The 16361-nt window shown below is 42.6% G+C and carries 14 protein-coding genes; 7 read left to right on the forward strand and 7 right to left on the reverse strand.

Annotated elements, in window-relative coordinates; translation table 11 throughout:
• The first annotated feature begins 49 nt into the window (after positions 1 to 49).
• Positions 50 to 871 carry a glycogen/starch synthase gene (locus VJ786_RS08420; protein WP_099365855.1) on the forward strand — a complete coding sequence of 274 codons (822 nt, stop codon included), beginning with the start codon at positions 50 to 52 and terminating at the stop codon, positions 869 to 871.
• A 220-nt stretch (positions 872 to 1091) separates the two neighbouring features.
• Positions 1092 to 1565, forward strand: coding sequence for a 2-C-methyl-D-erythritol 2,4-cyclodiphosphate synthase (gene ispF / locus VJ786_RS08425; RefSeq protein ID WP_099365854.1), 474 nt, complete (start codon positions 1092 to 1094; stop codon positions 1563 to 1565).
• Here the strand turns inward: ispF and VJ786_RS08430 are convergent.
• Positions 1538 to 2758: a TCR/Tet family MFS transporter gene (locus VJ786_RS08430; protein WP_099365853.1), complete on the reverse strand. Its 1221-nt coding sequence runs from the start codon at positions 2756 to 2758 to the stop codon at positions 1538 to 1540. The two genes, ispF and VJ786_RS08430, sit on opposite strands and share 28 nt — an antisense overlap.
• A gap of 129 nt (positions 2759 to 2887) precedes the next feature.
• Here VJ786_RS08430 and VJ786_RS08435 point away from each other — a divergent pair, with 129 nt between their 5' ends.
• Together VJ786_RS08435 and uvrC are read left to right on the forward strand one after the other, a co-directional pair.
• Complete coding sequence (locus VJ786_RS08435; protein WP_336557621.1) at positions 2888 to 5155, forward strand: transglycosylase domain-containing protein; 2268 nt, start codon at positions 2888 to 2890, stop codon at positions 5153 to 5155.
• An 11-nt stretch (positions 5156 to 5166) separates the two neighbouring features.
• On the forward strand, positions 5167 to 6966 hold the full coding sequence (gene uvrC / locus VJ786_RS08440; protein WP_099365851.1) for an excinuclease ABC subunit UvrC: 1800 nt from the start codon (positions 5167 to 5169) through the stop codon (positions 6964 to 6966).
• A gap of 31 nt (positions 6967 to 6997) precedes the next feature.
• Here uvrC and VJ786_RS08445 read toward each other — a convergent pair whose 3' ends face one another.
• Positions 6998 to 7327 (reverse strand): iron-sulfur cluster assembly protein, encoded by a 330-nt coding sequence (locus VJ786_RS08445; protein WP_099365850.1) that lies wholly within the window; start codon positions 7325 to 7327, stop codon positions 6998 to 7000.
• A gap of 10 nt (positions 7328 to 7337) precedes the next feature.
• Positions 7338 to 8507 carry a glycosyltransferase family 4 protein gene (locus VJ786_RS08450; protein ID WP_099365849.1) on the reverse strand — a complete coding sequence of 390 codons (1170 nt, stop codon included), beginning with the start codon at positions 8505 to 8507 and terminating at the stop codon, positions 7338 to 7340.
• Positions 8508 to 8616: 109 nt separating this feature from the next.
• Between VJ786_RS08450 and VJ786_RS08455 the strand changes: the two genes are divergently transcribed.
• Complete coding sequence (locus VJ786_RS08455) at positions 8617 to 9594, forward strand: polyprenyl synthetase family protein (RefSeq protein ID WP_099365848.1); 978 nt, start codon at positions 8617 to 8619, stop codon at positions 9592 to 9594.
• Between the two features lie 56 nt (positions 9595 to 9650).
• The gene (locus VJ786_RS08460; RefSeq protein WP_099365847.1) at positions 9651 to 10427 is read left to right on the forward strand and encodes an amidohydrolase; all 777 of its coding nucleotides are present in this window, start codon (positions 9651 to 9653) and stop codon (positions 10425 to 10427) included.
• A gap of 1 nt (position 10428) precedes the next feature.
• Here VJ786_RS08460 and VJ786_RS08465 read toward each other — a convergent pair whose 3' ends face one another.
• Entirely contained in the window at positions 10429 to 10863 is a 435-nt protein-coding gene (locus tag VJ786_RS08465; RefSeq protein WP_099365846.1) for a hypothetical protein, read from the reverse strand.
• 120 nt (positions 10864 to 10983) lie between these two features.
• On the opposite strand from VJ786_RS08465, the gene VJ786_RS08470 reads away from it, so the two are divergent.
• Positions 10984 to 11424, forward strand: coding sequence for a MarR family winged helix-turn-helix transcriptional regulator (locus VJ786_RS08470; RefSeq protein WP_099365845.1), 441 nt, complete (start codon positions 10984 to 10986; stop codon positions 11422 to 11424).
• A 14-nt stretch (positions 11425 to 11438) separates the two neighbouring features.
• Here the strand turns inward: VJ786_RS08470 and VJ786_RS08475 are convergent, their stop codons facing one another.
• The 3 genes from VJ786_RS08475 to VJ786_RS08485 all read right to left on the reverse strand — a co-directional run bounded on the left by VJ786_RS08475 (position 11439) and on the right by VJ786_RS08485 (position 16353).
• Positions 11439 to 12992: an FMN-binding glutamate synthase family protein gene (locus tag VJ786_RS08475; protein ID WP_099365844.1), complete on the reverse strand. Its 1554-nt coding sequence runs from the start codon at positions 12990 to 12992 to the stop codon at positions 11439 to 11441.
• A gap of 107 nt (positions 12993 to 13099) precedes the next feature.
• Positions 13100 to 13882 (reverse strand): Rossmann-like and DUF2520 domain-containing protein, encoded by a 783-nt coding sequence (locus VJ786_RS08480; protein ID WP_099365843.1) that lies wholly within the window; start codon positions 13880 to 13882, stop codon positions 13100 to 13102.
• Positions 13879 to 16353 carry a heme lyase CcmF/NrfE family subunit gene (locus tag VJ786_RS08485; RefSeq protein WP_099365842.1) on the reverse strand — a complete coding sequence of 825 codons (2475 nt, stop codon included), beginning with the start codon at positions 16351 to 16353 and terminating at the stop codon, positions 13879 to 13881. Before VJ786_RS08485 ends, VJ786_RS08480 begins: the two co-directional genes overlap by 4 nt.
• Positions 16354 to 16361 lie beyond the last annotated feature (8 nt).

The raw sequence follows: 16361 nt of genomic DNA on the forward strand, positions 1-16361 counted from the left end.
ATCTTTGTAGACCGATTTTACTATTCAATAAATAAAAAAACAGTTGGAGATGGCAAAAACGAAAATCTTGTTTATTACCCATGAAATGTCGCCTTTCCTTGAATTAAGTAAAATTTCTGAAATAACACGCCAGTTACCACATGCAATGCAGGAAAAAGGATTCGAAATTCGGATTCTAATGCCTCGTTTTGGTAACATTAATGAGCGCAGAAATCGTCTTCATGAAGTGATAAGGTTGTCGGGAATGAACATTGTGGTGGACAATAATGATAATCCGCTAATTATTAAGGTAGCATCCTTGCCGGCAGCAAGAATGCAGGTTTACTTCTTAGATAATGAGGAGTATTTTCAGCGGAAGAAGGTTTTTCGTGATGAGCAAGGGAAATTCTTTGATGACAATAACGAACGTTCCTTGTTCTTCTGTAAAGGAGCTTTGGAAACTGTCAAGAAATTAGGTTGGTCACCGGATGTGGTACATTGCCACGGATGGTTTACCGCGATGGTACCGGCTTACCTAAAAACTGTATACCAAAACGATCCTACATTCAAGGATGCTAAGGTTTTCTATTCCCTTTACAAAGAGGATTTTGAGAACGCAAGCCTTGGAACGAAGTATGCTGAAATGGCTAGCCAATCAGATATCGCCGCTGATCAAGTGAAGGATTACGCATCCGGATCTTACGTGGATATCTGCAAAGGCGCACTTTCTTTCACGGATGTCGCTATCAAATGCGATGCTGACATCAACCCTGAAATTACCGCGTACATCCAAGAACATAATATTCGTACATTCGAACCGACTTCTGATGAAGATTACGAAGCATTCGGCGAATTATATGACGAGTTTGTAAACGAAGAAGTCTCAGCTTAGTAGAGTATAAAGTATTGAGTATTTAGTATTTAGACCTATGCGGGCTGTCAAAAGCAAGTATAGGTCTATTTATTAAATACTTTTTTAATGCGGTATCCATTTCTCGAGATAAAAAATCTCTTTTTATCTTTAATGTGGCATATTCAAACTATAAAAAGTCATAATGCAAACAAACTATACAGAGTCTTAATACTAACTACTAAATACTAAATACTAAACCATGATACGCGTAGGTTTTGGGTTTGATGTACACCAAATGAAAGAAGGACATCCATTTGTGGTAGGAGGAGTGACGTTGGATCATCATGCTGGGGCATTTGGGCATTCGGATGCGGATGTGTTGGCTCATGCGATCTGCGACGCTATTTTGGGTGCTGCAAATCTAGAGGATATTGGCTATCATTTCCCGAATACCGATGATAAATGGAAAGGTGCGAATAGTTTGGACCTTTTACGCCATTGTATTCAATTGATCAAGGATAAAGGATATTCTTTGGGAAATATTGATGCGATGTTATGTTTAGAGGCACCGAAGATCAAGCCTTATATTCCAGAAATGAAAAAGAACATTGCGGAAGCTGCGGGCATTACAGTAGAGGATATCTCTATTAAGGCTACCACCAATGAGAAGATGGGATTTATTGGCCGTGAAGAGGGCGTGGTGGCTTATGCGGTCTGCCTTTTGGAAAAATAATTGATAACAAGGATGACGGCAAACAATGCCAATAATCCACCAAGATAAAATGGAGCGCCTGGGAGATACACCGAGGCGTTCTTTTTTGTAAAAAAGGAGAAGAGGCTGGTCATCAGGATAGGGCCAATTATGGCCGTTAGGCTGATCACACAGGTCAATCCACCTTGAATCTGGCCTTGCTCATTGGCCGGTGTCTGGTTAGAGATGGAACTCTGTATGGCCGGTCCGGCAATTCCTGCAAATACATAAAAGAAACTGGCCACATACAGCCAAGCGGAGGTAGGGGCTAAACCCATCGCGATCAATGATCCTGCATTCAGGAGCAAGCCGATGATGATGCTCTTGGCAATCCCTAATTTGGGGATAATGATCCGGATCAATCCTGCTTGCACGATCGTAAGCAACACCCCAATAAAACCCAAAGAATAGCCTACCATACGTTCGTTCCATTGGAATTTCTCCATCGTAAAATAAGACCAGGTACTCTGTACGGCATGCGCCGCTACGTTGATCAGAAAGATGCAGATAACCAAGGTCTGGATCTGGGGATATTTTCCGATATGCCGGAAACTCCCGATTGGATTGGCATTGATCCATCTGAAGTTCCGTCGGTTTTCTTTATTTAAGGATTCTGGCACTACAAAATACCCGTATACAAAATTCAGGAAGGATAGACCAGCAGCGGCAAAGAAAGGTACGCGAGGTCCATAATGCCCCAGGATACCGCCCAGGACAGGCCCAATGATAAATCCTAATCCAAAAGCGGCACCCAATAGGCCGAAATTCTGGGCTTTGTTCTTCTTCGTGCTCACATCAGCTATGTATGCTGCAGCCACCGTATGGCTAGCGCCGGTAATACCAGCTACAATTCGTCCAACAAATAACCAGAAAATACTAGGAGCCCAGCCGATCAATAGGTAGTTCACAGCGAAACCGAACAAGGAGCAAAGCAGGACTGGTCTTCGGCCAAAATGATCACTCAAATTTCCAAGGATGGCCGCAAAGAAAAATTGCATGAAGGCATAACAGAAAGTCAGCCAACCCCCATACGAAGATGCCTGGCTTAAGTCGCCATGTATCAATTCTTTGATCAATGCTGGCATCACTGGAATGATGATACCCAATCCTATCGAATCTAAAACTACGGTGATGAAAATGAATAGTAAGCCAGCTTGTGATTTATTGTTGGGCATATATACTAAGGTAAAAGAAAATTATGGTATTTTTGTAGCGTTCAACAAACAATTGGCACACTTACTGATATTATGCATTTCATGGTTATCCAGTTTAAGTGGGTAATTGATTATTCATTACTATAACAAATGAAGAGAGAATCACAAAGTAGCAAACTTACCGAAGAGGATGTAAAAAGATATACACGGAATTATTGGAAATTTCTGTTGGGAATGATCGCTTTTGTAGCGTTGTTTTTAGTGAGTGTAAGGGTCGGTTTGTTTGGTAAATTGCCAACATTCAAGGATCTTGAAAATCCCAAAAGTAACCTTGCTTCCGAAATTATTACTGATGATAACCGCGTTTTGGGAACCTATTATGTCCATAACCGGTCTAACGTCAAATACAGTGAATTATCACCCTTCCTCGTGGAGGCTTTGGTTTCCACTGAAGATAAACGTTTCTACGAACACTCAGGTATTGACTATTCCAGAACTTTTTCAACGGTACTTTTAACCCTTGGCGGAAACAAGCAAGGGGGTAGTACCATTACCCAACAGTTGGCGCTGAACCTATTCGGAGAATCCAGAGCACGCAATCCGATCAAACGTATTATGCAGAAGTTGCAGGAATGGATTACCGCTGTACGCTTGGAACGTAACTATACCAAGGAAGAGATCATCATGATGTATTTCAATACAGTAGATTTCGGAGCTTACAATACCTATGGTATCAAATCGGGAGCAAGAACCTATTTCAATACGACTCCAGATAAATTAACGGCAGATCAAGCTGCGGTCTTGGTGCAGATGTTAAAGGGTACTTCCATGTATTCGCCAGTATCGAATCCAGAAAAGGCTTTAGCACGTCGTAATCTGGTTTTACAGAATATGCGCGATCAGAATTTCATCAGCAGTGAGGAGTTCGAGAAGAGCAAGGAAAAGCCTTTGGGTATCAAGTTGACCAAAGCCAATTATGGTGATGGATTGGCTCCATATTTCCGTGCGGTATTGAAGGAAGAGATCAAAAAAGAATTCCAACGTTTGGCGATTACCAAACCTGATGGAACACCATATGACCTGGATCGCGATGGATTGAAAATCTATACACCGATCAACTATAAAATGCAGCAATATGCGGAAGAGGCGCAGAAAGAGTGGATGAAGAAGCTGCAGAATGAATTTGATAAGCAATGGCGCCGTCGTAATGCCTTCACCGGAAAGAATGCCAACCTTTTGGTTACCGGAATGAAGCGGTCGGATAGATGGCATACCTTGAAATCAGAAGGGTTGTCGGAAAAGGATATCCGTAAGGAATTTGACAAGAAAGTAAAGATGAACCTCTTTACCTGGAGGGGAAATATTGATACCATGATGACGCCGATGGACTCCATCAAGTACACAAAATTGTTCTTGCGGAATGCGATGATGTCCATGGAGCCTCATACCGGCTACATCAAAGCTTGGGTTGGAGGTATCAATTTTGAACATTTCAAATACGATCAGGTACGCCTTGGTACCCGTCAGGTAGGATCTACGGCAAAACCATTTGTCTATGCTTACGCCATCGATAATGGTTATGGCCCATGTGTTTCCATTCCGAACCACATGAGAACTTATGGCGATTGGACACCAAAGGGAACCGTACAGGGAGGTGATCCTATAACCTTAAAAAATGCGATCAAATATTCCCAGAACTATGCGTCTGCTTATTTGATCTCCGAAGTGGGAGCATCATCTGTAGCCGATCTGACAAAAAGAATGGGTGTGAACTCCAATATTCCGAATAACCTTTCCATTGCATTGGGATCTTATGATGCATCCTTATTTGACATGGTAGGAGCCTATTCTGCTTTCGTAAATCAAGGTACTTGGGTAGAACCAACAATGATCTTACGAATTGAGGATAAAAATGGTGCTCCGATCTATGAAAAGGCACCTAAAGTATCCAAAGCATTGAACAGTGAAACGGCTTACGCCATGGTGGATATGCTGAAAGGTGTAGTGGATGGTGGTACAGGTAGTCGATTACGTTGGGATCCAAACTTCGGTGGATTGAAGAATCCAATTGGTGGTAAAACGGGTACAACGAACGATAACTCGGATGCTTGGTTCATCGGTATCACGCCAGAATTGGTGACCGGTGTTTGGACAGGTGCTGAGGATCGTGGTATCAGTTTCAGCAGTATGCAATATGGCCAGGGTGCGGCAGCAGCGATGCCGGTATTCGGCTTGTACATGCGGAAAGTTTATGCCGATAAAGGGCTAAACTACACCCAGGAGGATTTCCCGCCTCCAGCAGGTGGAATCACCAGATTTGAAATGAATTGTTCTAACTTTTCCCAATATTATGGACGTGATCCAAACCAATCGAACGGCAGTACAGAACTGATGGATGACGATCGGTTAGGATTTTAGGCATATCCTTAATGGAGTTTGATTATAAGAAAGAATTAGGAAAAATCCCCCATAAACCAGGTGTCTACCAGTATTTTGATAAGGAAGACACCCTGATTTATGTTGGTAAGGCCAAGGACCTTAGGAATAGGGTCAGTTCTTATTTTGTCAACACCCAACAACTCAATAGCAAAACCAAAGTTCTTGTCCGAAAAATCAATCGGATCGCCTTTACCATTGTAGATACGGAGATCGATGCCTGGTTATTGGAAAATAACCTCATCAAAAAGCATCAGCCACGCTACAATGTCATGCTGAAGGATGATAAGACTTATCCTTGGATTGTCATCAAGAACGAACGATTTCCCCGTGTTTTCTGGACCCGTAGATACATCAAGGATGGTTCCAGGTATTTTGGGCCTTATGCCTCTGTGGGCATGATGCACATCGTATTGGATATGATCCGGGAGCTCTTTCCCCTTCGCACCTGTAACCTCAGCCTGACCGAAGAGAACATTGCCAAAGGCAAGTTCAAGGTCTGTTTGGAATACCAGATCGGAAATTGTAAGGGACCATGCGAAGGCTATCAATCCGAAGAAGACTATGATCAGAACCTTTCTGATATCAAGGATATCCTGAACGGGAAGATCAGTATGGTGACCAACCGTCTTAAAGAGCAGATGCAGGAGGCAGTGCAGGGCATGGATTTCGAAAGGGCGCATAAACTGAAGATCAAACTCGATAAGCTCGATAATTACCAAAGCAAATCGACCGTTGTCAATTCTTCCATCAGCAATGTGGATGTGTTCAGCATCGCATCAGAAAGTAATTATGCTTTTGTCAACTTCCTTAGGGTGGTTAATGGGGTAATCATTCAGACCCAAACCGTGGAGCTGAAAAAGAGACTCGATGAGACCGATGCGGAATTATTGGCGATTGCCATTCCGGAGATCAGGTCCAGGTATAGTAGTCTCTCCCGAGAGATCATTGTGCCATTTGAATTGGATATCGAAGGCAATGAACAGATCAAGTTTGTGGTTCCAAAATTGGGCGAGAAACGGAAATTATTGGATCTGTCCCTTAAAAACGTAGCCTATTTCAAGAAAGAAAGATTACTTCAATACGAAAAACTCAATCCTGAGGTAAAAGTTGAAAGGGTATTGACCCAAATGCAGAAGGACCTTCGCTTGCCGGTTCTCCCGCGGCATATCGAATGTTTTGATAACTCGAACATACAAGGAAACTATCCTGTTTCTGCTATTGTGGTGTTCAAGGATGCGAAACCTTCCAAAAAAGATTATCGTCATTTCAACGTGAAAACGGTGGAAGGTCCGAATGACTTTGCAACGATGGAGGAGGCTGTTTTCCGTCGCTACAGGAGGTTATTGGATGAAGACCAGAGCTTACCTCAATTGATCATTATTGATGGTGGCAAGGGGCAATTGGGCGCCGCATTGAAGAGTTTAAAGCTTCTTGGGATCGAGAAGAAAGTGACTGTGATCGGGATTGCCAAACGATTGGAAGAATTGTATTATCCGGGCGATCAATATCCCCTTTATTTGGATAAAAAGTCCGAAACCCTGAAGATCATTCAGCACCTACGGGATGAGGCGCATCGTTTCGGTATTACCTTTCATAGAAACCAACGAAGTCGGAAGACCTTTGTTTCGGAATTGGACAATATTCCCGGTATAGGAAAAGTGACGGTTCAGAAATTGTTGACCAGCTTCCGTTCTGTAAAGAAAATAAAGGAAGCGACGGATGAGGAACTAAAAAAAGTGCTTAATCTGAAACAGATACAAGCACTTCGTCAATATTTTTCAGCGCAATAATAATTCCTGCGCCTTAATTATAGTTGGCGAATTATAAGAACCCCAGTTCTAATTTAGCCTCTTCGCTCATCATATCCTTGGTCCAAGGTGGATCAAAAGTAAGTTCTACGATAGCTTCTTCAATTCCTTCGATCGCTGCCACCTTTTGTTGAACCTCATTCATCAATTCCCCCGCTACAGGGCATCCGGGAGCTGTAAGCGTCATAACAATTTTAGCCTGCTTATTCTCCTTCGTAATAATCTCGTATACCAATCCCAAGTCCAGGATATTTGCCGGTTTCAATTCCGGGTCGTATACTGTTGCCAATGCCTCTTCTATCTGTGGGGCAAGCCCCAATCTATCCATTACGATGATATTCATGTTGATTTCTTTAAATTTTCGTGCGCTGCTCTTTAATTACCTCTTGGTATATATGCTCCAATTGGTTCATCACCAGCGTCTGTTCATAATGTTTCAGGAAGGTATCCCTGCAGTTCATCTTCATGATCTCCTTTTTATCAACCGGAATAGCTTGCCACTCTGCTAAGGTCTGGATGATCTGAGGGTGATTATGCGGATCGAATAACATTCCTGTATACAAAGGTACAACCATTTCATTTAATATGCCAATATTGCTGGCCAGAACAGGCACGCCAAGGGCATAAGCTTCCAGGACTGCCAAAGGCATGGATTCATAACACACCGACGGTACGATTACCGCTGATGCGCCAGCCATATGGTTACTGATCATCTGCTTATCCTGAAATCCAAAATAATGGATATTCGGATGGCTATTCGCTATTTTTTCTACCTCTTCCTGTAAGGGGCCCGTCCCAAAGATCTTTAATTCATGGTTGGATGCGGTCCAGGCATGTAATAAGGGTAAGATCCCTTTTTCTTCGGATAATCTTCCTACATAAACAAAAGCCTGACTTTGGATAATCTCGGTAGGAGCGACTTCCTTTACAAAATTTGGTTTCACCACGAAATTCTTGATGGGAACCTCAAAGGTCGATCGATGAAATAGATTTTTAGCGAATTCCGATAAGGCGATAAAACGATCTATTTTTTTGAAAGTTCCTCGTTTTCGATGAATCCAATAGGTAAACGCCGTCCAAAAGGTTTTGATATAGGAGTTCTCCAAGGCTTTTTTCCGAACAGCTTGCCAAGGGAATTTCTGGGTAATGGAATCCAAAAAGAGGTTTCCATCATGGAAAAGCGTAGCTGATGGACATAACAACCTAAAGTTATGCAGGGTCATGACCATCGGGATTCCTAATTTTTTGATATGCAATATGAACAATGGCCCCAAGGCATAGTGCATATTATGAATATGAATGATATCTGGTCTGAAATGTTTGATGCGTGTTTCCAAGCGATTAGCTTCTTTCCAATTTAATGGATAGCTCAGGTACTGCAGATAACCTGCCAAACCCTTTACATTTTTCACTGTAAAAAGTTCAACCTCATGCTTTTGGAGCAATGCTTCTATTTCCTGCTTTACAACGAAATCCTCGCCACCTATATGTTGATATTCGTTATGAATAATTAAGATTCGCATCCTGTGGATATAATTTACGCAATTTACATAGACTAAGCTGAATATTCAAATAGGCTATTCCATGCTATTCATGTTAAATGCTTATCTTTGTAACAATTTTTTAATAAGTATGTTTGAACAGAATCCCTACAGCAAACTCATCTCCAGTTATATTCAACGCGCCGAATTTCCGGCAGATCCAGCAGACCTCTACGACCCCATCCGATATATCCTTTCCCTAGCCGGAAAACGAATTCGTCCGATGTTGGTATTGATGTCGTCCAATATGTTCGGATTCAAGGATTTAACGCTTGCCTTGCCAGCATCGGCAGCCATTGAATATTTCCATAATTTCTCCTTGATCCACGATGATATCATGGACAAGGCGCCATTGAGAAGGGGTAAGGATACGGTTCATCAAAAATGGAACGATAATGTGGCTATTCTATCTGGTGATGCCTTGTTGGTCAAAGCCTATCAGGAATTGGGAAAATCCCCTGCGGACAAGATCCCAGCTTTGTTGGAGGTATTCAACAAAGTGGCGTTGGAGGTCTGCGAAGGCCAACAGATGGACATGGATTTTGAGAAAAGAACTTCCGTTAGGGAAGAGGAATACATACAAATGATCAAGCTGAAAACCTCTGTGCTACTGGGAGGCGCTTTGCAGATGGGGGCAATCCTGGCTTCAGCATCCAAGGAACAACAGCAAAAAATCTATGACTTTGGGGTAAACCTGGGCATTGCTTTTCAATTACAGGATGACTATTTGGATGTCTATGGAGATCCATCCAGCTTTGGAAAACAGGTTGGGGGAGATATTTTAAGCGATAAAAAAACAATCCTTCATATTCGTACGCAACAGCTATCGGAAGGGGCTGATTTATTGGAATTCAATGATTTAGTTTCTGCCCAAGAAATCACGAAGGAAGAGAAGGTGGGGCGGATGAAAAACTTATATGCAAAATATAACATTGATCAATACGCAGAAGAGGTAAAACAGCGTTATATGCATTTAGCTTATGCTCAACTCGAATCATTAGACATTGATCCGGAAAGCAAGCAGGAGATGTTTGTTCTGGCGGATATTCTCATGCATAGAGCGAAGTAAATTATGTTTTTTGTGTAGTTTTTTATATTTTGGTAATATAAGTGGATTGTATATAAATGGAGCCTTTAAAAATAACCATATTTCAAGCCTATCTTTTTTGGGAGAACGTGGATAAGAACCTGCAGAATCTTGGCTTAAGGTTGTCTGCGTTGCGCGAAAAGACAGATTTGATCATACTTCCGGAGATGTTCAATACGGGTTTCACCACCAATGTGGAGAAATGCGCAGAAACGATGTCCGGAAAAACCATGCATTGGCTTTTTGAGACCTCTCAGAAGTTCCAGTGTGTAGTGGCTGGTTCATTGATTATTGAAGAAGGTGGAAAATATTATAACCGCTTTGTATGGATGTCGCCGGATGGCAGTTTTGTACATTACGATAAAAGGCATCTATTCAGCATGGCCAATGAAGATAAAGTCTTTACGGCTGGTGATTCTCGAATTATCTTCCAATTGAAGGGTTGGAAAATCTGTCCGATGATCTGTTACGACCTGCGATTCCCAACCTGGTCGAGAAATCAAGGCGCTTCTTATGATCTATTGGTTTACACAGCCAGCTGGCCAGACAAACGTTCTGCACATTGGAGAGCATTGATTCCTGCGCGTGCTATCGAGAATCAGGCCTTTGTGATCGGTGTGAATAGGGTAGGACATGATGGGAAGGAAGTCTATTACTCCGGCGGATCTATGTGTATTTCTCCAAATGGGGATGTCGTTTATTACAAGCCAGAGGATGAAGACCTCTATACCTTTACATTAAATCCAAAGGATCTCGAAGAAAACCGAAATAGCTTTCCATTCTTGGACGATCAAGATGAATTTAAATTATTATAGTTTAATCCTGGTAGGGACGGTTTAGGATAGCTTGTTGAATAACAGCCTGTCTAAGATCGAAGTGTTCGTTTTTGTCCAATTCCTCTACCTGAACAGGTTCTAATCTTTTCAACTTACCTTTTAGGTTTTCATTCCTGCGCTGTTGGTTTTGGGTTTGCAGCCTTTTTACTTCATCAGGAAGTTCTGATGCTGGTTCAGGCTTACTTTCTTCCCTAATAACTGGTGCAGGTCTTCTTTCCTCTCTGATAACCGGCGCTGGACGTCGTTCTGGCTGCTTTTTTTGTTCGAATTCAGGATAATCTGTTACAGTCTGATGCTTGCGCTTTAACTCTTCCAAACGTTTTTTTGCTTTTGCTTGTTCCTCTTTATAAGACTGATAAATCTTATAAATGATACCGGCAACCACCAATAGAACTATACCAAAAGGATTCTCCATAGGCTAAATATACTCATTTTTGAATGCTAATCCATTGTTGTCCATAAAAAAATTTGCTTTTACCTATTTTTATTTTATTATTGCAATGTTAACTTGTTACCTTATTAACCTTTTTTCACAATGATTAGCAATACACTGTATGCTGATGAATTCTATTCCTTTCTAACGGGTAGAGTATCAACAGCAATTGGCCGAAGATTACAACGTAACTTCAAGGAGAGCGGATTAAACATTACTGCAGAACAATGGAGTATCCTCTATTTTCTATGGGATGCAGAGGGATTGAGCCAACAGGAAATTGCGCGTCTTACCTTTAGGGATAAACCTTCCGTATCCAGGTTGATCTCTAATCTTGAAAAACAGAAGATCCTGGTAAGGGTGAACAGCAGTGGAGATAAGCGGACCAACCAGATTTATTTAACTGCATTGGGCCATAAGATCAAAGATAAGTGTATGCTACAAGCAGAAAAAACTATCTCTGAGGCGATGTCTGGTGTCGATAAGAAATCGATGCAACAGGCTCAAGAACTCTTAGAGATAGTTTTTAACAATCTGAAGTAATCAGCAATATGATGTTAGTCGAATACTTCCGGAGCGAAGTCGCTACGGCTATTCACTAATTTTCCGGTAGATTTAAAGTAAATATCCTGGAAACTCAAAGTCGTCTGGTTATCCACTTTACGGAAGAACTTCTCTGCAGAAACATCCTCCAATGTTTTGAAACCACATGCTTCCATGATCTCTACAGTTGCGCGTAGGGTGTTTCTATGGAATTGGGCAACACGTACATATTTATCATCCACGTTCAATCCTTTGTAAAGGTGAGGCTGTTGTGTTGCCACCCCAACCGGACAAACGTCCTCATTACATTTCAGGGCTTGGATACATCCCAATGCGAACATCATTCCACGCGCTGAGTAACAAGCATCAGCACCCAAAGCAATAACTTTCAGGATATCAAACCCCGTAACGATACGGCTGGATACAATGATCTTGATGTGTTTCTTCAATCCAAAGTTGATCAAGGTCGTGGTTACAAAGGCTAATGCATCATACAATGGCATACCTAAGTTATCGGTAAACTCCAATGGTGCCGCACCGGTACCACCCTCCGAGCCATCCACCGAGATAAAGTCTGGCATGATCTGCGTTTCTTGCATCGCCTGACAGATATCAATAAACTCCTGTTTATCTCCGATACATAGTTTGAAACCAACCGGTTTACCATCCGATAGATCACGTAATTGTTGGATGAAGTTCATCATGCCTACGGCAGAATTGAATGCGGAGTGCGCAGGAGGCGACATTACATCCGTTCCAGGTACTACGTGACGAATAGCAGCAACCTCTGGGGTGTTCTTAGCCGCAGGAAGAATACCTCCATGACCAGGTTTTGCACCTTGAGAAAGCTTCAATTCGATCATCTTCACATATGGACGGGTAGATTTTTCGCGGAATAGGTTTGGTTCAAAATAACCATTTTCATCCCTACATCCGAAATAACCTGTACCTACTTGCCAGATTAGATCCCCACCACTGATGTGGTATTGGCTGATACCCCCTTCGCCGGTATTATGGGCAAAATTCTGTAGGGCAGCACCCTTATTTAAAGCGGTGATGGCCGTGCGGCTCAACGCACCGTAACTCATCGCTGAGATGTTGAATACACTTAAACTATATGGTTGTTTACAGGCACTGTTCCCCACCATGGTACGAAGGTTATGGTCATCGATATGTACCGGGAAGATACTGTGCGCTGCCCATTCGTTTCCGATGGTTTGTGGGTCGGTCTGCATACCGAAAGCAACGGTTTCACGTTGGTTCTTCGCACGTTGGTAAACGATACTTCTTTGGCGTCTGTTGAATGGACGACCATCGGTATCCGATTCCCAGAAATACTGACGTAATTCCGGACGGATAGACTCCAAGAAATAACGGAAATAACCAACCAACGGGTAATTGCGCAAAATCGCGTGGCTTGTTTGAAAGCTGTGATATACCGCGACGATCAATAAAGGCATTGGGATCAGTAACAACCAGAACCATCTTGGTGTAAAGATTAGACCAAAAGAGATGATAATCAAATTGATGACGATCATGATACCGAGAATGAGATTTCTTACAGGCATGATGCTTATAATTTTGCTTATTTTAATTCTTTAATTAAGATGCAAAATTAGGATTTACTTGCTGATAAAAAAAGAATTAATCCCGTCCGAGAAGATTTAGTGAATTATTAATTTTCTCCGTCCTTCGCTCTTGTTTTTGTAATAAGGTCGGATATTTTTTGGTAAATAAGTTGCCAATCAGGATTGCTACTGATAAACTGCAAATGCTTCTGCATCGTAGTTTTGTCATTTCGAATGGCAGGGCCCGTCTGAACCTGCTCAGGAAGGTGATTTTGGACCTTCGTAGCGGTTTCTGATATGATGGGACGAATCAGATCGAAAGGTAATTGATGGCTTGCTAAAAGCTCATAGGCCACCTGAAATAAGGCATTGGAAAAGTTGTTCGCAAAGACCGCCGAAACGTGGATTGCCAAGCGCTGTTCGCTGCTGCAAGGAAATACCTCAGCAGATATTTCTGTAACAAAATCCATTAATTGCTGCTGTATTTCGGCTGTTGATCCTTCTATTCCGAAGGGTACAGCAGAAAGGTCAAGGTCTACTTCTTTTGAAAAACTCTGCACCGGATAGATCACGCCATATCTTTTCAAGGTATGCAAGACCTGCATATCCGTAGCACCCGAACAATGTACGAAAACACCGCTCCATGCCGGGCTAAGCTGCTCAACGATCTCAGGAATGGCCGAATCACTAACGGCCAACAGATAAAGATCGGCATCTTTACTAATCTCCGAAAAATCTGAAATTGCCTGGGCAGATAACACATTAGCCAATGCGGCAGCATTGGCTAATGTTCTACTGTATACTTGCATGATTTCATGATGTCCTGTAGCAACAATGGCTTTCCCCAAATGGGTTGCTATATTTCCGCTGCCTATCAGAACGATTTTCATGACACCAGTTCCTCGCGGTTTTGTTTGTTTCTTCCGTCCTTAACACGGCGATAGATCGCCATACAGAATCCAATGGTCATGACGATGGTACCACACCAGAAGAAATTAATATATGGGAATTTGATGGCTTTGAATACCACCCATTTTTTCTGAGGCAATGGTTTTTGGTAGGCCATTAATTCCAACTTTTTATCAGCCGGCAATACCTTCGTAAACCGGAACATTAATCCTTGCTCTTCCACCGTTTTCGGGAAATCGAAGTAATTGTTGTTTTTCAGTACAAAAACTGGTTCTACCGGATATTCTTTTCCTTCTGCAGAAACCACTTTGATCTTCATTTTGACCATCAGGTCATTCTCGCCCTTGGACATGTTCTCTACCGTTGCATTATGGTCTAGGCTTTCAATCACATAGTAACCATTTCTGTAACGTAAGGTATCTCCAACCGCCACCTTATAGGTCGCCGGTTCATCGTATTCTTCTAAATTGGTTCCTTCGCCTTCTTGCTTCGGAGTGGCAGCCGCCTGCGAATCCGATGCTGCAGCCGTGATCAAGGTATAGATATCATGGGTCAGGAAGTGTTTGGTACCTGGAGTACCGATCAATCCACCCATTTGCGGGTTGTTCTGGGCAAATGGTGTTAGGATAAAGGATTCCAACATCTGCCCGGTTTCCTCATCGATCTTTTCATACTTGATCTTGTAGAACACATTTGGAGCAGCTACAGAATCTCCCACGTAGGTAATTTTGTATTCGCCCATCTGTACAGGCTCGCCTTCGGTCAGGAACAGGTTTTCGCCTGGTTTTTCTACTTTATCGAAACCTGCTACCGCGATGTAGTTTTCCTGGTTCACCGAGATCACCTCATTGGTCGCTGCCGCAATAAGGGCACCGATCAATAACAATCCAAATCCGATGTGTGATACCGCAGATCCGGCCAATCTCCATTTTCCTTTAAAGGCATCGCCCAAGATCCTTAGGTTTGCCAGGATACAGAAAACTGCAGAGAAAGTAATCAGGATATACATCACATTGGTATATACATGGGTAAAATAGATGATCACCGCAGATATCAGGATCGCGAAAACAAAGGAAGCCAGGGTGGCTGCCCAGAATTTTTTCGAGTCCGAACGTTTGTATTTCAGGAATTGGGTAAAGGCAGTCAAAAGCATCACCACTACCGCAAATGCCCCTTGCCATTTGTTATAATGCGGGATAGGATCGATTGGAGGCGCTACTTTGGTACCGAACAAAGCATTGAATACCGGAATGGAGGTCGTGGCGATCATCTGAACACAGGCAACTGTAAGCACCAAGGCACCGATGAACAACCAGAACTCTCTGGAATAGATTTCTTCCTCTTTCTGTGTGCTCGGCATTCCTTTTTTGCGGGTTACCAAGAAGAAGATCATTAAGCCCAGGAAAGTCAGGTTGAAGATGATCAATTGGCCAGACATCCCTAAACTGGTGAAGGAGTGTACCGAGGTTTCACCAAGGATTCCACTTCTCGTCAAATAGGAGGCATAAATTACCAATACAAAACTGATCAGACATAGAAATGCAGAGGTAAAATAAGCATGGCCAGAATTCTTGAACGCGATCATTACATGGACCGCGGCAATCAGCGTGAACCAAGGAATGATAGAAACGTTTTCTACCGGATCCCAAGCCCAGAAACCACCAAAGTTCAAGGCTTCATAAGCCCAGAAAGAACCCATAATGATTCCGGCTCCCAGGATCATCACGGCAAATAATGCCCAAGGCAACCCCGGGTTGATCCATTCTTTATATCTTTTTTGCCATAAACCAGCTGCAGCATAGGCAAAAGGAACGATCATCGACGCAAAACCCAAGAAAAGGGTAGGCGGGTGGATGACCATCCAATAGTTTTGTAGTAAAGGGTTAAGTCCGCGACCATCCTTGATCATGCTCAAGTAGTTAGGGTCGCTCAGAATAGGCCAGGTCATGGCTTCGCGCAACAGAATAAAAGGCGAACTACCGATCCTGCTGCCGAATATTTCCACACCAATAAGCATGGAGGATAAAAACAACTGGCAGAGCATGACAAAGGTCATTACCGGCGCTTCCCAGGATTTGGATTTAAAGACCAAAACGATACCCAGGATCACCTGCCAGAACATCCATAACCAAAAACTACCTTCTTGACCTTCCCAGAATGCCGAAATGATATAGTGGGTAGGCAGGGTAGTGGATGAATGTGCCCAGGCGTAATGATATTCGAATAAATGATTGTAAATGATGTAGAAAAGGGTTGCTCCAATCACAAATATGGAAAGGGCATTTAGCCAGAAGCCGATTCGCCCTAATTTTTTCCATGAAGTCTCTTCAGGGTTTTTAGCGGCAAAGAAATAGGATATAAGGGAAAATAGAGCTGCACCAAAGGAAAGGATGACAAAGAATTGCCCGATCTGTCCTGGTAGCAGATTTTCTCCTACGAATTTAACGTCCATGTGTTGTT

It is taken from the genome of Sphingobacterium tenebrionis (assembly GCF_037126265.1).
In the GTDB taxonomy this organism is placed as follows: Bacteria; Bacteroidota; Bacteroidia; order Sphingobacteriales; family Sphingobacteriaceae; genus Sphingobacterium; species Sphingobacterium tenebrionis.